The following is a 14,456-nucleotide window of genomic DNA, read 5'->3' on the forward strand; positions in this document are numbered from 1 at the left end:
AAATCTTCTCATCACATAAGGGCCTCAAGCCCATAACAGAGGCCGCACATCGCGGCCTTTTTTGTTATAATATCAACTTCTCAGCAGACAAATCTGCTGAATGAGACTTCGCCAAAGGCAAAGTCATTGCGATATTTTGCCGTCGGCAAAAATCGGAGAACGCAAACACATCGTGTTTGCTCTGTCGCGACAAATCCTCTGGATTTGCGCTGGTTCGGACGACGCAAGCGTCGCCTAGATAACGCGGGGTGGAGCAGCCCGGTAGCTCGTCAGGCTCATAACCTGAAGGCCGCAGGTTCAAATCCTGCCCCCGCAACCAATATCCCCACAAAGCACAAAATACCCTCCCAGAATAACTACAAACAAAACGTCTCGAAAGCACCCGCAAGGGGACTCCAATAACGCGGGATCAGCCTTCGATTAATGTAGAAATATAGGTTTTGGGCCGAACGGCAGAGGGCGGCAACGCCAAGTCCAAGGCGCCGGAGTGCTCACATCCTCAGATATGACGATGGCGAGCGCCCGATACAGCCTCGGTTCTGCGGCCTGACGGGTCTCGGTGTTGCCGTTTTGGCAATTCAAATCACGAATTATTGTTCTTTATTAGAACGCATGTTTCGGTCAACATCCCCTTAATCAAAATAGAAATGACGATCGTCATTCAATAAGGGGAACTACCATGCCGGATTTTACGATGAGCCGTCGCTCATTCATGAAGAATACCGCCATCGTCGGCGGCCTTGCTTCAACATCGAGCTTTATTGACATCAGAGCCGGGAAAGCTTCGGATATTGCCGAGGTCCGTATGCAATTGGGTTGGCTCGCCTCCAACGGACTTCTCGGAGAGATTGTCGCCAGGAAGAAGGGTTTCTTTCAGGAGCAGGGTATCGAACTAACCGTTGTTCCAGGTGGTCCGAGTGTTGACGGCGTGACCGGGGTTGCCGCAGGCCAATCCCTCATCGGACAGACGTCCTCAAGCCCATCGGTCATGCTGGCGCGAGGTGCAGGTGCGCCGATTAAGGCATTCCTGGCCGGTTATCACAAACACCCCTTCACCTACTATTCTCTCAACAAGTCTCCGATCCGAGACCCGAAGGATATGATCGGCAAGACGATCGCCACCCAGCCGACGGCGTTCATTCTCCTGCGCGCGCTTCTCGCCAAGAATGGCATTCCGGAGGACCAGGTAAAAATGGTCAACATGGGGTCGGACATGAACCAGCTTCTGACCGGGCAGGCGGACGCCGTAACGGGCTGGTCCACAAATGTGAACGCCCTGAAGGTTCTGGGTGCCGATCGCGTTGATCTGATGCTCTGGGACGCAGGTTTGCAGCTTTACGCAAACGTCTATTACGCCACCGACAAGGCACTGGGCGAACAGGCGGATGTTCTCACGCGTTTCACAAATGCAGCGGCGAAAGGCTGGGGCTATGTGAAGGATAATCCGCAGGAAGCCGTCGATATCCTTGTGGAGGAATACCCCAATTTCGACAAGGCGAGCGAACTTGAGGCGGTCAAACCAGCGATCGAATTCTCGTTCGGAGATGCGACCAGGCAAAACGGCTGGGGCGGGATGACCCGTGAGAACTGGGAAGCTCAGATCAAGGCCTATGCCGATCTCGGACAATTCAAAGACAAGGTTCCGACCGTCGACGAAGTCGTTTCCTTCGACATTCTTGAGGCCAGCGCTGCTGCTCGCAAACAGGTTGGATAACGGTCATGATCAGCGCAGCAAAAATTTTGCCGCCGGACCCGCTTGAAAGCGGGGCCGAGGCTGCGGTTTCCATCAAGAACCTCGATATCCGATTTGGAGACAGGAACAACGAATTTACAGCCCTTTCGAACGTTACACTCGACATTCCTGAAGGGTCATTCGTAACGATGCTCGGTCCGTCAGGGTGTGGAAAATCCACTCTTCTGCGCTGCATTGCAGACCTTGTGCACATCAGTTCCGGGTCGATATCGGTTTTCGGCCGCACCCCTAAAGAGGCACGTGAAAACCGCGATTTCGCCTTCGTGTTTCAGGACGCAACGCTGCTTCCCTGGCGCAACGCGATCGACAATGTCAGGCTGCCGATCGAGGTTGGGAAGCACGACAAATCGTCCTATGCCGACCCGGCCGAACTATTGGCACTGGTGGGTTTGAAAGGGCGTGAAAATGCCATGCCGCACGAGCTTTCCGGCGGAATGCGTCAGCGCGTCGCAATTGCCCGAGCACTTGTCACTCGCCCACGCATCCTGTTGATGGACGAGCCGTTTGGTGCGCTGGATGAAATCACGCGCGACAAGCTCAACGAAGAGCTTTTGCGGGTCTGGCAGGAAACCGGCACGACGGTCCTGTTCGTAACACACTCCATTCCTGAAGCAGCTTTCCTGGGCCAGAAAGTCCTGATGCTTCAGGCGCATCCGGGCCGCGTCAAGGAATTCATCAACATCGACATTCCATATCCTCGTTCGCTGGCGATGCGCGACACAGTGGAGTTCATCAAGGTCACAGCGCATTTGCGTGCAATGCTGGAGGAGTGCCTATGAGCGACGTAGCCCAGTCTCAAAGACAAGACCGCGCATCTGCCTCCCAGCGGCGTCTGGCCGTTCTAGATGGAGTGGCTGACGGAATTTCTTCCCGTTTGCCGGCCATTCTTGCGGGCGCGGCCTGCATCGCGGTCTGGCAACTTGTCGTCTGGTTTTTCGAAGTACCGACGTTCATGGCTCCAAGCCCGGTCGACGTGTTTCACGCCTTCGGTGAAAACGCACCGATCCTGATGAAAAATCTGTTGCCGACACTGATGGAAGCCTTGCTGGGCTTCATCTTCGGCAACCTGGTCGCGGTTCTGCTTGCCATTTGGTTCGTGCACAGCTCGATGGCCGAAAAGGCGTTTTACCCGATCGCGGTCTTCATCAAGGCTATTCCGATCATCGCGCTTGCACCGATCCTCGTTCTGATCTTCGGAAACGGCATCGCGCCCAAGATCATCATTGCAGGTTTGATCTGCTTCTTCCCTACACTGGTCAACATGGTGCAGGGTTTGAGGTCCGCAAGTCCTGCGATGCTGGATCTGATGCGGGTTTTGTCAGCGAGCAATACGGAAATTCTCTGGAAGGTTCGTATTCCAAGTTCGCTGCCGTTTCTGTTTGCTGCCCTCAAGATTGCCGCCACAAGCAGCGTGATGGGAGCGATCGTTGCAGAGTGGATCGGCTCAACATTCGGCCTCGGCGCGCTGATCATCGAGGCGACCTATAATTTCCGCTCGCCGTTGCTCTACGCCACGGTCGTGATCGCTGCTTTGCTCGCAGTTGTCCTGTTTTCTATCGTCTCGGTGATTGAGGCGAAAGTCATCCGTTGGAAACCGGCCGGACAGCACTAGGCTTTTCAAAAAAGGAAAATGATTATGAACCAGGTCATTAACGTGCCTGCGCGCACGATAGCCGTTGTCGATCGTTCGGACGTTGTCGTGGTTGGTGGCGGGCCTGCCGGCATTTCCGCAGCCGTCTCGGCTGCACGCAATGGCGCCACAGTCACGCTCATTGAACGTTATCCCTATCTTGGTGGGCTCGCATCTGGCGGCATGGTGCTGGTGCTGGACGACATGGTCAACGAGCTTGAGATCACCGTCAAAGGTATCTGCTTCGAAATGATCGAGCGGATGAAACGTTGGGACCTCTGCGTTACGCCCACGGACCGGGACCGCCTGATTGAATTTCGTGATACACCGGAGGCATGGCAACGCTGGGCGCGCTGGGGTCTCTTTGATTTTCATACCCAGTCGATGCCGCATCCTATCTGCTATTCAGCAGCCTTCGATCCTGATGGGTTTAAACGTGCTGCCTATGACATGATGGCTGAGGCCAAGGTGAAGCTTCGCCTGCATAGCTGGTTTTCTTCCGCGATCGTCGAGGACGGCAAGATCACCGGGGTCGTTTGCCAGACCAAGGATGGCATGCAGGCCATCATGGGCGACGTCATCATCGATACGACGGGTGATCTCGACGTGGCAGCGAGTGCCGGGGCCTCACACGTCAAGTCCGACTTCATCCTCACGACGGTATCTCGTTGGGGTGGCGTTGACACAGATGCTGCCGAGCGTTTCGAGCAGGAAGACCCGGAGGCTTTCAAGCGTCTCGACCACGAGGCCAAGCGCCTGATTGGAGGATGCTGGTCCTTCTGGTGGCTGAAAACGCCACTGCCCGGTGTGATCTGGCTCAATTGCCCGCATATGCCCACACTCAGCGGCCTTAAAGTCGAAGACCTGACCAAGGCAGAAATAGAAGGCCGCAGCCGTATCGCAAGGCTCCTCGATTTTGCGCGCGAGAAAATGCCTGGCTTCGAAAATGCCTATGTAGTGGATTTCGCACCGCAGACCGGCGTGCGGCAGACCCGTCTCCTGGAAGGCTCCTATGTCGTGACGAAGGACGACGTCATGGATCGCCGCCACTTTTTCGATACGGTTTGCCGCGGTCGGGACTATTACACACCCTATCGGGCGATGCTTCCAAGGGAAGTGGACAATCTTATCGTCGCCGGGCGCCATTACTCAGCCACTCCACAGGCTCAGAAATCGAGCCGGGAAATCCCGCCTTGCATGGCAATGGGGGAGGCCGCCGGTGTCGCGGCAACCGTCGCCCTTAACGCCGGTGTCGTTGCGCGAAAGGCGGATATCGCCACCATTCAAAAAACACTACGTTCGCAGGGCGCTGATCCAGGTGACATCCCCTCCGCCAATGCAACCTATCTGGAGGCCGCAGAATGACAAGTCTTCCACTGGATGGCGTACGCGTCATCGACTTTACTCAGGTGATGCTCGGACCCTGCTGCACGCAGATGCTGGCTGATTACGGTGCTGATGTCATCAAGATCGAAAAAACCAGGATTGGCGATCTTTCGCGCTGGTCCGTCGGTTCTGACCCCGACGGCCTCAATAATCCGGTATTTACCTCACTCAATCGCAACAAGCGTAGCCTGGCTCTTGATCTGAAGGACAAGGATGCGTGCAGCGCGGTGCGGGAACTTCTGCGCAATGCCGATGTCGTCGTCAACAATTTCCGCCCCGGCGTGATGGAGCGCATGGGCTTCGGTTATGAGGACCTCAAAAAAATCAACCCGCGCATCATCTATGCTGTCGGAACGGGGTTCGGTGTTGAGGGTCCTTATCGCCACAAGGGGGGCCAAGATACACTCGCGCAAGCGATGACCGGTGTGATGCAAAGAAAATCCGACTACACGCATCCAACGGCAATCTATTCCACAACGATAGCCGACTACTCCGCCGGCATGCATCTGGTCCAGGGTATCCTTCTGGCACTGCTGCATCGCCAGAAGACGGGGGAAGGACAGGAAGTTGCTGTCAGTCTGTACAGTTCCCTGATCGCCGCCCAGATGCAGGAAGGCACCATGCATATGATGCGTGGCAAGGAGCTGAACTGGTCATCCTTCCCGCTGAGCGGGGTGTTTGACACGTCTGATGGCGCACTGGTCATGGTAGGGGCCTTCAAGGCAAACCCGCTGCGGGACATCTGCACCGCCCTTGAGATTGAAGACCTTTCAGCAAAGGCGGAACATGCAGACTTCGACGCTCAGGCTACCACCCGGCCGCAACTCCATGCCATCTTCCGGGCTCGTTACCTCACGAATACCACGGCATACTGGTTGGGACGTCTGGAGGAGGTGGACATCCTGTGCGCACCTGTCCGCTCGTTGCCCGAAGCGCTGGAAGATGAGCAGACGATCATCAACAATCTCATACTTGATGCAGGTGAAACGCCTGCCGGCCCGGTCCGTGTCATCGGATCGCCGATCGAGATGTCGAGGGCTCCTGTTTCGGTTCGTCTGAAGCCTCCGACGCTTGGTCAGCACAACGAAGAGATATTGCGGTCGATTGCCGAGTTGCAGGGAGATGCGGCGTGACCGTTCTATTCTCTGTCGAAAACCGTGTCGCGCGGATCACCCTCAACAGGCCCGACCGGTTGAACGCGGTCGATGCCGAGACAGAAAGTACCCTCGACGCCATCTGGTCGGATATTGAGCGGAGGGACGACATCAGTTGTGTTGTCGTCACGGGGGCAGGTGAAAAGGCATTTTGTGCCGGCGCCGATCTCAAAGGCGGAAGTGGGGCCTCCGGACTGGAATATTGGGCCCAAACCCGAACAAACGGGTTTGGTGGCCTGGCGTTTCGAAAGACACTTGATGTCCCTGTTATCGCAAGGGTGAATGGTTATGCACTGGGCGGTGGTTTCGAAATGGTGCTTGGCTGCGATATCGTCATTGCAGCTGAGACGGCCAGTTTCGGTCTGCCCGAGGCGCGGGTCGGACGTATGCCGCTCGACGGGGGTATGGTGCTGTTACAGCGCAAGATCCCTTTCAATCAGGCCATGGGCGTCATGCTGACGGGACGCCGATTCAGTGCTGCCGAGATGCAGAATTTCGGTATCGTCAATGAGATCGTCCCGGCCGCGGAACTCGATGCTGCCGTCGATCGCTGGGTGGCGGAAATCGTCGCCTGCGCCCCGCTGTCTCTTAAGGCGATCAAGCAGACGGTCAACCGGACCGGACATCTCAATGTCGCGGAAGCACAGGCACTCCGCACCCCGGCGCTTATCCGGGCATTGCAGAGCGAGGATGCGCAGGAAGGTGTCGTCGCTTTCCGAGAAAAGCGTGCTCCTGTTTGGCAGGGCCGTTGACCGTGCTATGCCATCAGCATTGACCGGATCAATGGCTGGAGGTGCGGTGTGCATGCAAATATTCTGAGGTATTTCACCGAAGTCGCGCGTTATGGCTCTATCCGTCGTGCCTCGGAAGAGCTGCATGTCGCGACCTCTGCTGTCAGCCGTCAGATCAAGAAGCTCGAAGACGAACTCGGGACGCCGCTTTTCGAGAGGTTTTCGAATGGATTGCGGCTCACTCCGTCCGGTGAGATCGTGCTGCGCCATGCCGTGGGCACGCTGCAACAGTTCGAGATCATGCGATCGGATATCGGGGATCTGAAAGGCAAGAGCATTGGCCGGGTCCACATAGCGATGCTTGACAGCCTGTCGATCCAGTTCATGCCGGATTTCGTGATGGGCTTTCACAGGAAGCATCCCGGCGTCGATTTCCGCATCCGCAACGACAGCTACACCAATATTTTCCGGCTTCTCAACGATGGCGACGTCGATGTCGGTATCACCTTCGATCTGTCGCGACCGCATGACATCAGGCTGGTCTCCGGCATTCACATGCCGCTGATGGCGATCGTCGCTGGCAGCCATCCACTGGCACGCCAGAAATCGGTCACGCTTCAGGAATGCGCCCAGTTCAACCTGTTGCTGCAACTGGACAATGAAGTGATCAGCTCGATGATTGCCGTCGAGCTCGCTGCTCTGAACAAATTTGCCCGAACCATGGTTGCCACGAACAACCAGATGATGCTGAAGCCGCTGATCATGGCAGGCGAAGGCGTGGCCTTCTTCACGCCGCTTGGTCTGGTCCGCGAACTGGAATCTGGAGAAATCGCTGCAATCCCTCTGGCGGGCTCGCAGCTCCAGAACCTTCAGGTTGGCATCGTGGTGCCGCGATATCGCAAATTGACGCGCGCCACGGAAGTCGTCGTTGAGGCACTGGTATCGGACTTGCAGCGCTTCGAGGAAAAAATCCGCTCTATCCTGGACAGGTGACAGAGGATATCAAGCCTCCCAACGTATGGAGTGCTCTAATCTGGTCGCGGCCCGCTTTCGCAGGCTGCGAGAAGCGGTGATGTATCAGGCCGCAGCGACCGAGACGGGCGCAACGTCTTTCAACTGTGTCTGGCGGTGTTTATCGGTAATCGCCAGATTTGGTGCGAGAACCCGGTTCCAGCGCTCATTTCCAGATCGCAGACCAACGAGATATTTTACAGCCGAGATCAATGGATGGGCGGTTATGGCGCTCCTCAGGCGAGTGACATGCGCAAGAGCCGCCGCATCCTCCTGATGGTTCCAAAGGTGTTGGGAGGCGGCTGGATCGATGTTGACGGTCGCGGAGATACACCCAGCGAAATTGTCGCGTGCGGCGTCGGCAAGAGAGGCCTCGTTGCTCGGAAATACGGCGAAATTATCAATATGCGCCAGTTGGCGAGCATAGGCGAGGTTGCCGCTGCTGTCCTTGGCCCCCTTGATGCGGTCGGGAAAAGCTTCAATCAGCCGTTTGGCCAGCGCCGGCGAGAATTCGATGCCGGTGAGTTGGGGGAAGTTATAAAGGTAAATCGCGATCGGGCTTGCAGCGGTCCGCGTGACAACCTGTTCAAAATAGGCAAACAACCCGTCCTCCTCGACCGGCTTGTAATAAAACGGCGGAAGGACAAGAGCTGCAGCATAACCGAGAGAATGAGCGAGTGTCGTCAGTCGTACGGTTGTCTCGATATCTGGCGTACCCGTTCCCACCATCAGCTTGTTTGGATCAAGGCGGCTTGCCGCCTGCTGCATGAGGGTGACGCGCTCATCGGCTGAGAACCCGTTCGCTTCCCCTGTCGTCCCCAGGACATTGAGGAAATCGCAGCCGTTCGACAGACAGAACGTGCAATGCTCAACGAAAGCATCGAGATCGATTTCCCCATTAACATTCAAGGGTGTCGGAACGGCGGCTATGACGCCATAGATATCTGTGCTTTTCATTGGTTCCTCCCGTTGTTGATCGGCATTCACGACGGCATCTTCTGATAGGCAGCCACATAGGGGTGGTCGTTTGCCAAGCTCTGCGACTTGTCCCATCCACCCGGCGAACCGAGCCCGGTTACCGCAACGCCAAAAAAGTCGCGGTTGACAGCGAGATACGAAGACTTTTCATCGGGCACTTCCTGATCCCACATGATGGCATCGACGGGACAGATCGACAGGCAAAGCCCGCAGTTGATGCACTCGTCAGGGTGAATGTAAAACATCCGGCCACCCTCGTAGATACAGTCAACCGGGCAGGCGACAGTGCAGGCGCCATCCTTAACATCGATGCAGGGATCGGTAATGATATAGGCCATCGGCGGTTTCCCGTGCTTGTTGACGGGACCATAATGTCTACGGCTGTTGTTCGAATAAAGTACCGATTTTCGCTTTATCAATTGCCGTTTTGGCAACGCTATAGGGGTCAAGTGGGTGGCAAGTTTGGCGGGAGTTTCCCAGATGGATGCGTGCGACCCCGCTTAAACTCAAGCCAAACCTTTATGCCCGCCACAGAGTTATGCAACCGGCCCTCTGGGAACATCTCCAGTGACGCGCCTGAAGACAGGTGAAATTAATTCGCCGCTGTTTTGTCAGTGTGAGAGCCTCGATCTGGCCCCACAAATAGCTTGGGATAGTTGCGATCAGACCAACGCCAGAACGCGTGCAGGCCCACCTGTTCCGCCACGGTGTTTCGGGGCGCCGACGATAATCGTTGCGCCCTTGACTGGCAGGGCTTCCAGATTGTTCAAACCTTCGATCCCGTAGCGGCCTGCGGGCAGCCAGGAATTATGGACTGCAAAATCGGCAGAGTTGCCCGGATCGAGGGACAGAGTATCGACACCGATCGCGACGGTATCAAGCTTGAGCAGCAAATCGGTCGCCGACTTCCCGAAACCGGGGAACGCAAATTTTCCGGCGTCGTCATTCCTGAAAGCCGGTTCTTTGACCTTCGTCGCCCAACCGGATCGCAGAGCGACCACCGCGCCTGCCGGAATATCGCCATTAGCACTGATCCAGCCTTCGATGTCGGCTGCTTCGATCGTTGCGTTTGCTTCATCTTTGGCGCGGTCCGTGATGTCGATGATAACAAGCGGTGCCACAAGTTTTTGCGGCTCGAGTTCGTCGACACTTGCCCCGTCGGCGCTGAAGTGGAGCGGCGCGTCGATATGGGTTCCCGTATGTTCAAAGATGGTCAGCTTATGAAGCTGATAGCCGTCCTTGGCGATTTCTGCCGCCCACTCGAATTCGATCCCGGGCTTGCCATCAAATGTTGGAAAGGTGGAATCGTAAGCGTGGGTAAGATCAACGACCTGTTTTGCCGTCTGGGCGAGAACGGGTGTCATCAAACCGCCGGCTGCCAACGCGACGCCTGCCGCAGCAGCGCCTTTGAACAACAGACGCCGAGAAAGCATATTGCGCTTGACGCCTTCCATCACGCAGTGATTGCACATGCCTGCTTTCCCTCCGTTGAAATCCCTCTCCCAACCGTAACCTAAAGCTGAAATCGCGCAAGTGCGTGCGGTGTATGACCGTCAACGGCTCGGGCGCTTCATTGCGTTATTCGGCCTCCTAGCAGGCTGTAGGAGGGAAGGGTACGATTTGCAAACACGCCACGGCGCAGGATCAGCCGGTCAGCGTGGGGGCGGGCGATGACCTGGTCGATGCTCCACGCCTCCAGGATCATCAGATCTGCCGGTCGTCCGAAGCCAATGATACCGGCCTCGATACCCATGATTCTTGCTGGTTCTGGCCCGGCAAGAGCTGCAGCGTCACCATAAGGGTGATCGAGATGCAGGATACGGACAGATTGACGCCATGTGTCCAGCATGTCGTGATCACCGTATGCAAAAAACGGGTCGCGACAGTTGTCTCCCGCCGTTGCAACGGTGATCCCTGCCGCCCGCAACTCCTTGACCGGTGTGACGCCGCGCCAGCGAGGTGTCCGTCCCGGTTCGCGGTCCTGCAGATACATATTGACCGTCGGCAATGTGATAATCGAAATACCTGCATCGGCGATCAACGCGATCCGGTCGCGCAGGACGTCGTCACTCAAAAGTGCGAGCGAGCAGCAATGGCCGCAGGTAACGCGCCCTTCGTATCCATGGCGGATCGTGGCACGTGCCACATGCGGCAAGGCGTCTGCTTGCGCCGCTTCATCGACATGAAGATCGATATCGAGCCCCCGTTCGCCGGCGAGAACGAACATCCGGTCAAGCAGTGCATCGATATCATCAAGACCGGAACCATGGGTGCCGCCAGAGGCACGGGTGACGCCTCCGAGAAGGCCACCGTGGCCGGCAATAATATCAGCGAGGCGTGTCCCGTGCTCTTCACGGTAGGCATCAAGCGGCACAAGGCCGGCGGCCTGCAGCGTGATGCGATCTTTCCAGCGTTCCCTCATTTGCGCGAAAGCGTTCCAGGTGATTTCCGCCTGTCCTTCGTGACTGTCGAGGTGGGTGCGGATAGCTGAAACACCATGGGCATCCGCCGTCGAAAGCGCGAACTCCATACGGCGCAAAAGGTCGTGCGTATTCCAGTGGGCAAGGCGATCGGCAGTTGTTGCCGCCCGGGCGCCCGGATGTGTACCCCCCGACTCCGGCGCGCGTCCCATCGTATGCCCCTTGTCGAGGTGAGCATGGGCGTCGACCAGCAGCGGCCACACGTGGCGCCCATCCAGCGAAATCGCATCGTCGTTCCTGCCTGACGAGGAAGGTGTGACAGCGGTGATCCTGCCGCCCTCGATCATGATATCGACAAGGACCGAACCGTCCCGGTCAATTTCGGCGAAAGCAGGCGTCTCGCTTCCCAGGAGTGATTGCGGTACGCGGGCCTCGGCTAGCGTAAATCGACCCGGTCTCGCCAGACGGGCGGCAAGGCCGTTTAACAGGGGGAAATCGTTCATGGATGATGGTCTCTGACGAATGGTCGGGATGAAGTCACTGCTCACCAAGTGAGGTAGCCAGACGCTCTTGTGCGAATTGCATGAAATGGCTTCCTGCAGGAGAAAGCGATCCGCGTGCGCGGTGGAGTATGTTGAGTTTCTGAAGCGAACCGGTGCCGGTCAGCGGGATGAAGACGAGATCACCGGTTGCCATTTCGCGGTCGATGTCCAGCCGATTGAGGAAGGTGATATGCGGCGCCGTTCGAGCAAGCCGCTTCATCAGTTCCATCGAGTTGGTTTCGACGACAGGGGAGAGTGTGGCGCGGGCCGGGACCGTTGCTTCGACCACCTCCCGAAGTGAAAGCGACCGGTCCGCCAGCACCAGAGGATAAAGCAGGCATTCCGACATTCGTACGCTCTTTCGAACGGAAAGCGGATGATCGGGCGCGACAACGGCTCCAAACACATGGCGGAATTCGGCTGCGCGCTGAAGGCGGGAATCATCAGGCAGATTGTAGGCGATAGCCATATCTGCCTGACCGAGGGCGACCATTTCGGTCACGCCCGCCCTGTCACCGACCATGATCCGCAGTCGCACCTGCGGGTGTTTTTCACGATAGGCGGAAACGATATCGGCAATGCAGCCGGCTGCAAGGGTTGCCATGGTTGCAAGCACAACCTCACCCCGATGCAAACCCTTCAGGGACTGGATCTGAGCCCGCATTCGCTGGTGTGCCTGCAGGGTTTCGCGAATGTGCTGGATCAGGATTTCGCCCGAGCTCGTCAGTTTCAGACCACGGGGCAGGCGCTCGAATATCGGCGCCTGAAATTCCTCTTCCAGCTCAAGTATGTAGCGGTTCACCGCGGAGGCGGCGACATGCAGTGTCTTCGCCGCCTTGCGGATGGAGCCCTGCCGGGCCACTTCGTCGATGTAGCGCAATGCGCGGCCATGAAGCATGATCGGTCCGTTGCCTGACGGGATTCGGGTTGTCGGTTCCAAATTGTCACCGCAGCGGACCATCTTCAACGTCACTTTTTGGCGAAGTTGGCGTTAATGCGGCGTGTGAGATACTCGCCGGCGGTGATCGCTTCATATTTTCCAAGCGGGCCTTGCATGACCGCGTCGCGGTTTGCCTGGCAAAAGAACGGCAGCGAAAGCCTGCGTCCCATATATTCGCCCGCGTTCGGCATGCGCACGCGGTGCAGCGTCGATTGTAACTGGTCGTCCGACCAGCGCATCAGCATGTCGCCAATGTTGCAGGTAATGTAACCGTTGCGCGGAGGAACATCGGTCCACTCCTTCAGGGCAGCATCCTTACCCGGGCAAACCTGGAGTCCGCCTTCACCTTCTTTCTGGTGGAGGATCGTCAGGCAATCAAAATCCGAATGGGCTCCGGCGCGCCAGGACTGGAAGTCTTCCGGTTTGGCATCTTCCATCGACATGTAGTGGATCAGTCGAAGTGTCGACTGATACTGATCTGAAGATGGATCATGGGCTGTTGTGAAGAAGTCTTCAGCAAACCCCATCTTCAAAGCGAAGCACGAAAGAATGCGCATGCCGAGTTCCCAGTTCTGCCGCTCGAACCGCAACATCTTCTCGCGAAAACCTGGGAGGTCTTCTTCGCTCGGCCAAAGATCAAGGCGGATCATGTCCGGACGGGTGATCTGGAAACTTTCCTTGTTATCCGGTGTACCGGTCGAGGGCCTTACCTGCGCCTTGAATTCCCAACCCGCATTGGTGCCCTTCGGCATCGGGGTTTTCGCTTTAACCTCGGCCGGAAGTTCGAAGAACGTCCAGGCCGTGTCGAATGCCGCGTCGATATCGTCCTGGGCGATACCGTGATTGTAGACTTGGAAAAAGCCGATATCGACAGAGGCCTGCCACAGCGCATCTGCAATCTCATGCTTGCGATTTTCGAAGTCGGACAGATCGATCACGGGGATTTCCCTGTCGACGGTTGTTCCCATACCACCGATCGTCGCTTCCTTGGCGAGTTCGGCAAGGTTATCTGCTTTCATATTCATTGGCATTCTCCTTGATGAAGGCCGGCTCACCGGCGGTTGAGGAGCAATGTCCGGGCTTGGCCCGACTGCTTCTACTCCGGAAGGGTTCTAGTGGTTTTTCGGCAGGCTCCAGGGAAACAGGAACCTCTGGGTCCAGACCACGATCTGGAAGAGCAGGAGGGACATGGCTGCGAGGACAAAAAGCCCCGCCCAGGCCTGCGGAAGCTTGAAGAGCGAGGTCGATAACTGAATGAAAAAGCCAACGCCCGCTTCAGAGGCGCAAAATTCCGCCACCACGGCCCCGATAACGGCCAGCGTGATCGAGATTTTCAATGCCGAGAAGATGTACGGGACGGCAAATGGCAGACGGATCTGGGTGATTTCCCGAAAGCCGGAGGCACGCAAGCTGCGTGACAGCTCGATCAGTTCCGGCGGCGTTGCCGCAAGCCCGGTGGCGGTTGATACCACGAGGGGAAAGAACGTGATGAGACAGGTGATGACGATACGTGGCGCATCGCCTGCACCCAGTACCACGATGATGATCGGTGCGATCGCCACCACCGGCGTTGACTGCACGACGATCAGCAAGGGATAGAGTGTTTTGGAGAGAAAGGGCGAGCGCATCATGACAACGGCGAGCGGAATGGCAATGACGATGGACAGGGCGTAACCGCTCAATGCCACCCGCAGTGTCGCAACGATATGCCCTGTCCAGCGCTCGAAACCGATAGAGGAAAACGATCCCAGGATCGCGCTGGGCGGCGGAAGAAGATAGGCCGGGATCGACAAAACCCGGGCGAACGCTTCCCAGACCAGCATTGCTCCAATCAAGGCCGCGGCCGTGGTGACGCCCGGTCTGCCAAGAGCCGCCTTGATACGGGAGACACCGGTGGAGGAGGCCATGGTC

General features: G+C 57.1%; 14 protein-coding genes and 1 tRNA gene. 8 read left to right on the top strand and 7 right to left on the bottom strand.

Going from position 1 to position 14,456, the window contains the following annotated elements; all coding sequences use genetic code 11:
- Positions 1-242 precede the first annotated feature (242 nt).
- The 8 genes from HWX89_RS25640 to HWX89_RS25675 all read left to right on the top strand — a co-directional run bounded on the left by HWX89_RS25640 (position 243) and on the right by HWX89_RS25675 (position 7,647).
- Positions 243-319: transfer RNA gene (locus tag HWX89_RS25640), tRNA-Met, on the top strand.
- Positions 320-679: 360 nt separating this feature from the next.
- Positions 680-1,714, top strand: a complete 1,035-nt coding sequence (locus tag HWX89_RS25645; RefSeq protein WP_138791574.1) for an ABC transporter substrate-binding protein — start codon at positions 680-682, stop codon at positions 1,712-1,714.
- A gap of 5 nt (positions 1,715-1,719) precedes the next feature.
- Positions 1,720-2,532, top strand: a complete 813-nt coding sequence (locus HWX89_RS25650) for an ABC transporter ATP-binding protein (RefSeq protein ID WP_138791575.1) — start codon at positions 1,720-1,722, stop codon at positions 2,530-2,532.
- Positions 2,529-3,365 carry an ABC transporter permease gene (locus HWX89_RS25655; protein WP_138791576.1) on the top strand — a complete coding sequence of 279 codons (837 nt, stop codon included), beginning with the start codon at positions 2,529-2,531 and terminating at the stop codon, positions 3,363-3,365. The genes HWX89_RS25650 and HWX89_RS25655 overlap by 4 nt, the downstream gene beginning before the upstream one ends.
- Before the next feature lie 24 nt (positions 3,366-3,389).
- On the top strand, positions 3,390-4,748 hold the full coding sequence (locus tag HWX89_RS25660) for an FAD-dependent oxidoreductase (protein WP_138791577.1): 1,359 nt from the start codon (positions 3,390-3,392) through the stop codon (positions 4,746-4,748).
- Positions 4,745-5,902: a CaiB/BaiF CoA transferase family protein gene (locus HWX89_RS25665; RefSeq protein WP_138791578.1), complete on the top strand. Its 1,158-nt coding sequence runs from the start codon at positions 4,745-4,747 to the stop codon at positions 5,900-5,902. The genes HWX89_RS25660 and HWX89_RS25665 overlap by 4 nt, the downstream gene beginning before the upstream one ends.
- Positions 5,899-6,675, top strand: coding sequence for an enoyl-CoA hydratase-related protein (locus HWX89_RS25670; protein ID WP_138791579.1), 777 nt, complete (start codon positions 5,899-5,901; stop codon positions 6,673-6,675). The genes HWX89_RS25665 and HWX89_RS25670 overlap by 4 nt, the downstream gene beginning before the upstream one ends.
- 48 nt (positions 6,676-6,723) lie before the next feature.
- The gene (locus HWX89_RS25675; RefSeq protein WP_138791580.1) at positions 6,724-7,647 is read left to right on the top strand and encodes a LysR family transcriptional regulator; all 924 of its coding nucleotides are present in this window, start codon (positions 6,724-6,726) and stop codon (positions 7,645-7,647) included.
- An 84-nt stretch (positions 7,648-7,731) separates the two neighbouring features.
- On the opposite strand, the gene HWX89_RS25680 is transcribed toward HWX89_RS25675, so the two are convergent.
- From HWX89_RS25680 to HWX89_RS25710, 7 genes are all read right to left on the bottom strand, one after another.
- Complete coding sequence (locus tag HWX89_RS25680) at positions 7,732-8,622, bottom strand: dihydrodipicolinate synthase family protein (RefSeq protein WP_138791581.1); 891 nt, start codon at positions 8,620-8,622, stop codon at positions 7,732-7,734.
- 26 nt (positions 8,623-8,648) lie between these two features.
- Positions 8,649-8,981: a ferredoxin gene (gene fdxA / locus HWX89_RS25685; RefSeq protein ID WP_138791582.1), complete on the bottom strand. Its 333-nt coding sequence runs from the start codon at positions 8,979-8,981 to the stop codon at positions 8,649-8,651.
- A 324-nt stretch (positions 8,982-9,305) separates the two neighbouring features.
- Positions 9,306-10,115: a cyclase family protein gene (locus HWX89_RS25690; protein WP_138791583.1), complete on the bottom strand. Its 810-nt coding sequence runs from the start codon at positions 10,113-10,115 to the stop codon at positions 9,306-9,308.
- Positions 10,116-10,213: 98 nt separating this feature from the next.
- Positions 10,214-11,566, bottom strand: coding sequence for a cytosine deaminase (locus tag HWX89_RS25695; protein WP_138791584.1), 1,353 nt, complete (start codon positions 11,564-11,566; stop codon positions 10,214-10,216).
- 34 nt (positions 11,567-11,600) lie between these two features.
- Entirely contained in the window at positions 11,601-12,572 is a 972-nt protein-coding gene (locus HWX89_RS25700; protein WP_138791585.1) for a LysR family transcriptional regulator, read from the bottom strand.
- A 2-nt stretch (positions 12,573-12,574) separates the two neighbouring features.
- Positions 12,575-13,570, bottom strand: coding sequence for an isopenicillin N synthase family dioxygenase (locus tag HWX89_RS25705; protein WP_138791586.1), 996 nt, complete (start codon positions 13,568-13,570; stop codon positions 12,575-12,577).
- Positions 13,571-13,657: 87 nt separating this feature from the next.
- Positions 13,658-14,452, bottom strand: coding sequence for an ABC transporter permease (locus HWX89_RS25710; RefSeq protein ID WP_138791587.1), 795 nt, complete (start codon positions 14,450-14,452; stop codon positions 13,658-13,660).
- Positions 14,453-14,456: the final 4 nt, after the last annotated feature.

The organism is Rhizobium sp. RM (assembly GCF_013390595.1).
Classification (GTDB): Bacteria; Pseudomonadota; Alphaproteobacteria; order Rhizobiales; family Rhizobiaceae; genus Agrobacterium.

Excerpts from the sequence above, each read along its gene's own strand:
- HWX89_RS25705 (WP_138791586.1), bottom strand. The coding sequence starts at position 13,570 with ATGAATATGAAAGCAGATAACCTTGCCGAACTCGCCAAGGAAGCGACG.
- HWX89_RS25690 (WP_138791583.1), bottom strand. The coding sequence starts at position 10,115 with ATGTGCAATCACTGCGTGATGGAAGGCGTCAAGCGCAATATGCTTTCT.
- HWX89_RS25650 (WP_138791575.1), top strand. The coding sequence starts at position 1,720 with ATGATCAGCGCAGCAAAAATTTTGCCGCCGGACCCGCTTGAAAGCGGG.
- HWX89_RS25695 (WP_138791584.1), bottom strand. The coding sequence starts at position 11,566 with ATGAACGATTTCCCCCTGTTAAACGGCCTTGCCGCCCGTCTGGCGAGA.
- HWX89_RS25655 (WP_138791576.1), top strand. The coding sequence starts at position 2,529 with ATGAGCGACGTAGCCCAGTCTCAAAGACAAGACCGCGCATCTGCCTCC.
- HWX89_RS25710 (WP_138791587.1), bottom strand. The coding sequence starts at position 14,452 with ATGGCCTCCTCCACCGGTGTCTCCCGTATCAAGGCGGCTCTTGGCAGA.
- fdxA (WP_138791582.1), bottom strand. The coding sequence starts at position 8,981 with ATGGCCTATATCATTACCGATCCCTGCATCGATGTTAAGGATGGCGCC.
- HWX89_RS25680 (WP_138791581.1), bottom strand. The coding sequence starts at position 8,622 with ATGAAAAGCACAGATATCTATGGCGTCATAGCCGCCGTTCCGACACCC.
- HWX89_RS25665 (WP_138791578.1), top strand. The coding sequence starts at position 4,745 with ATGACAAGTCTTCCACTGGATGGCGTACGCGTCATCGACTTTACTCAG.
- HWX89_RS25645 (WP_138791574.1), top strand. The coding sequence starts at position 680 with ATGCCGGATTTTACGATGAGCCGTCGCTCATTCATGAAGAATACCGCC.
- HWX89_RS25660 (WP_138791577.1), top strand. The coding sequence starts at position 3,390 with ATGAACCAGGTCATTAACGTGCCTGCGCGCACGATAGCCGTTGTCGAT.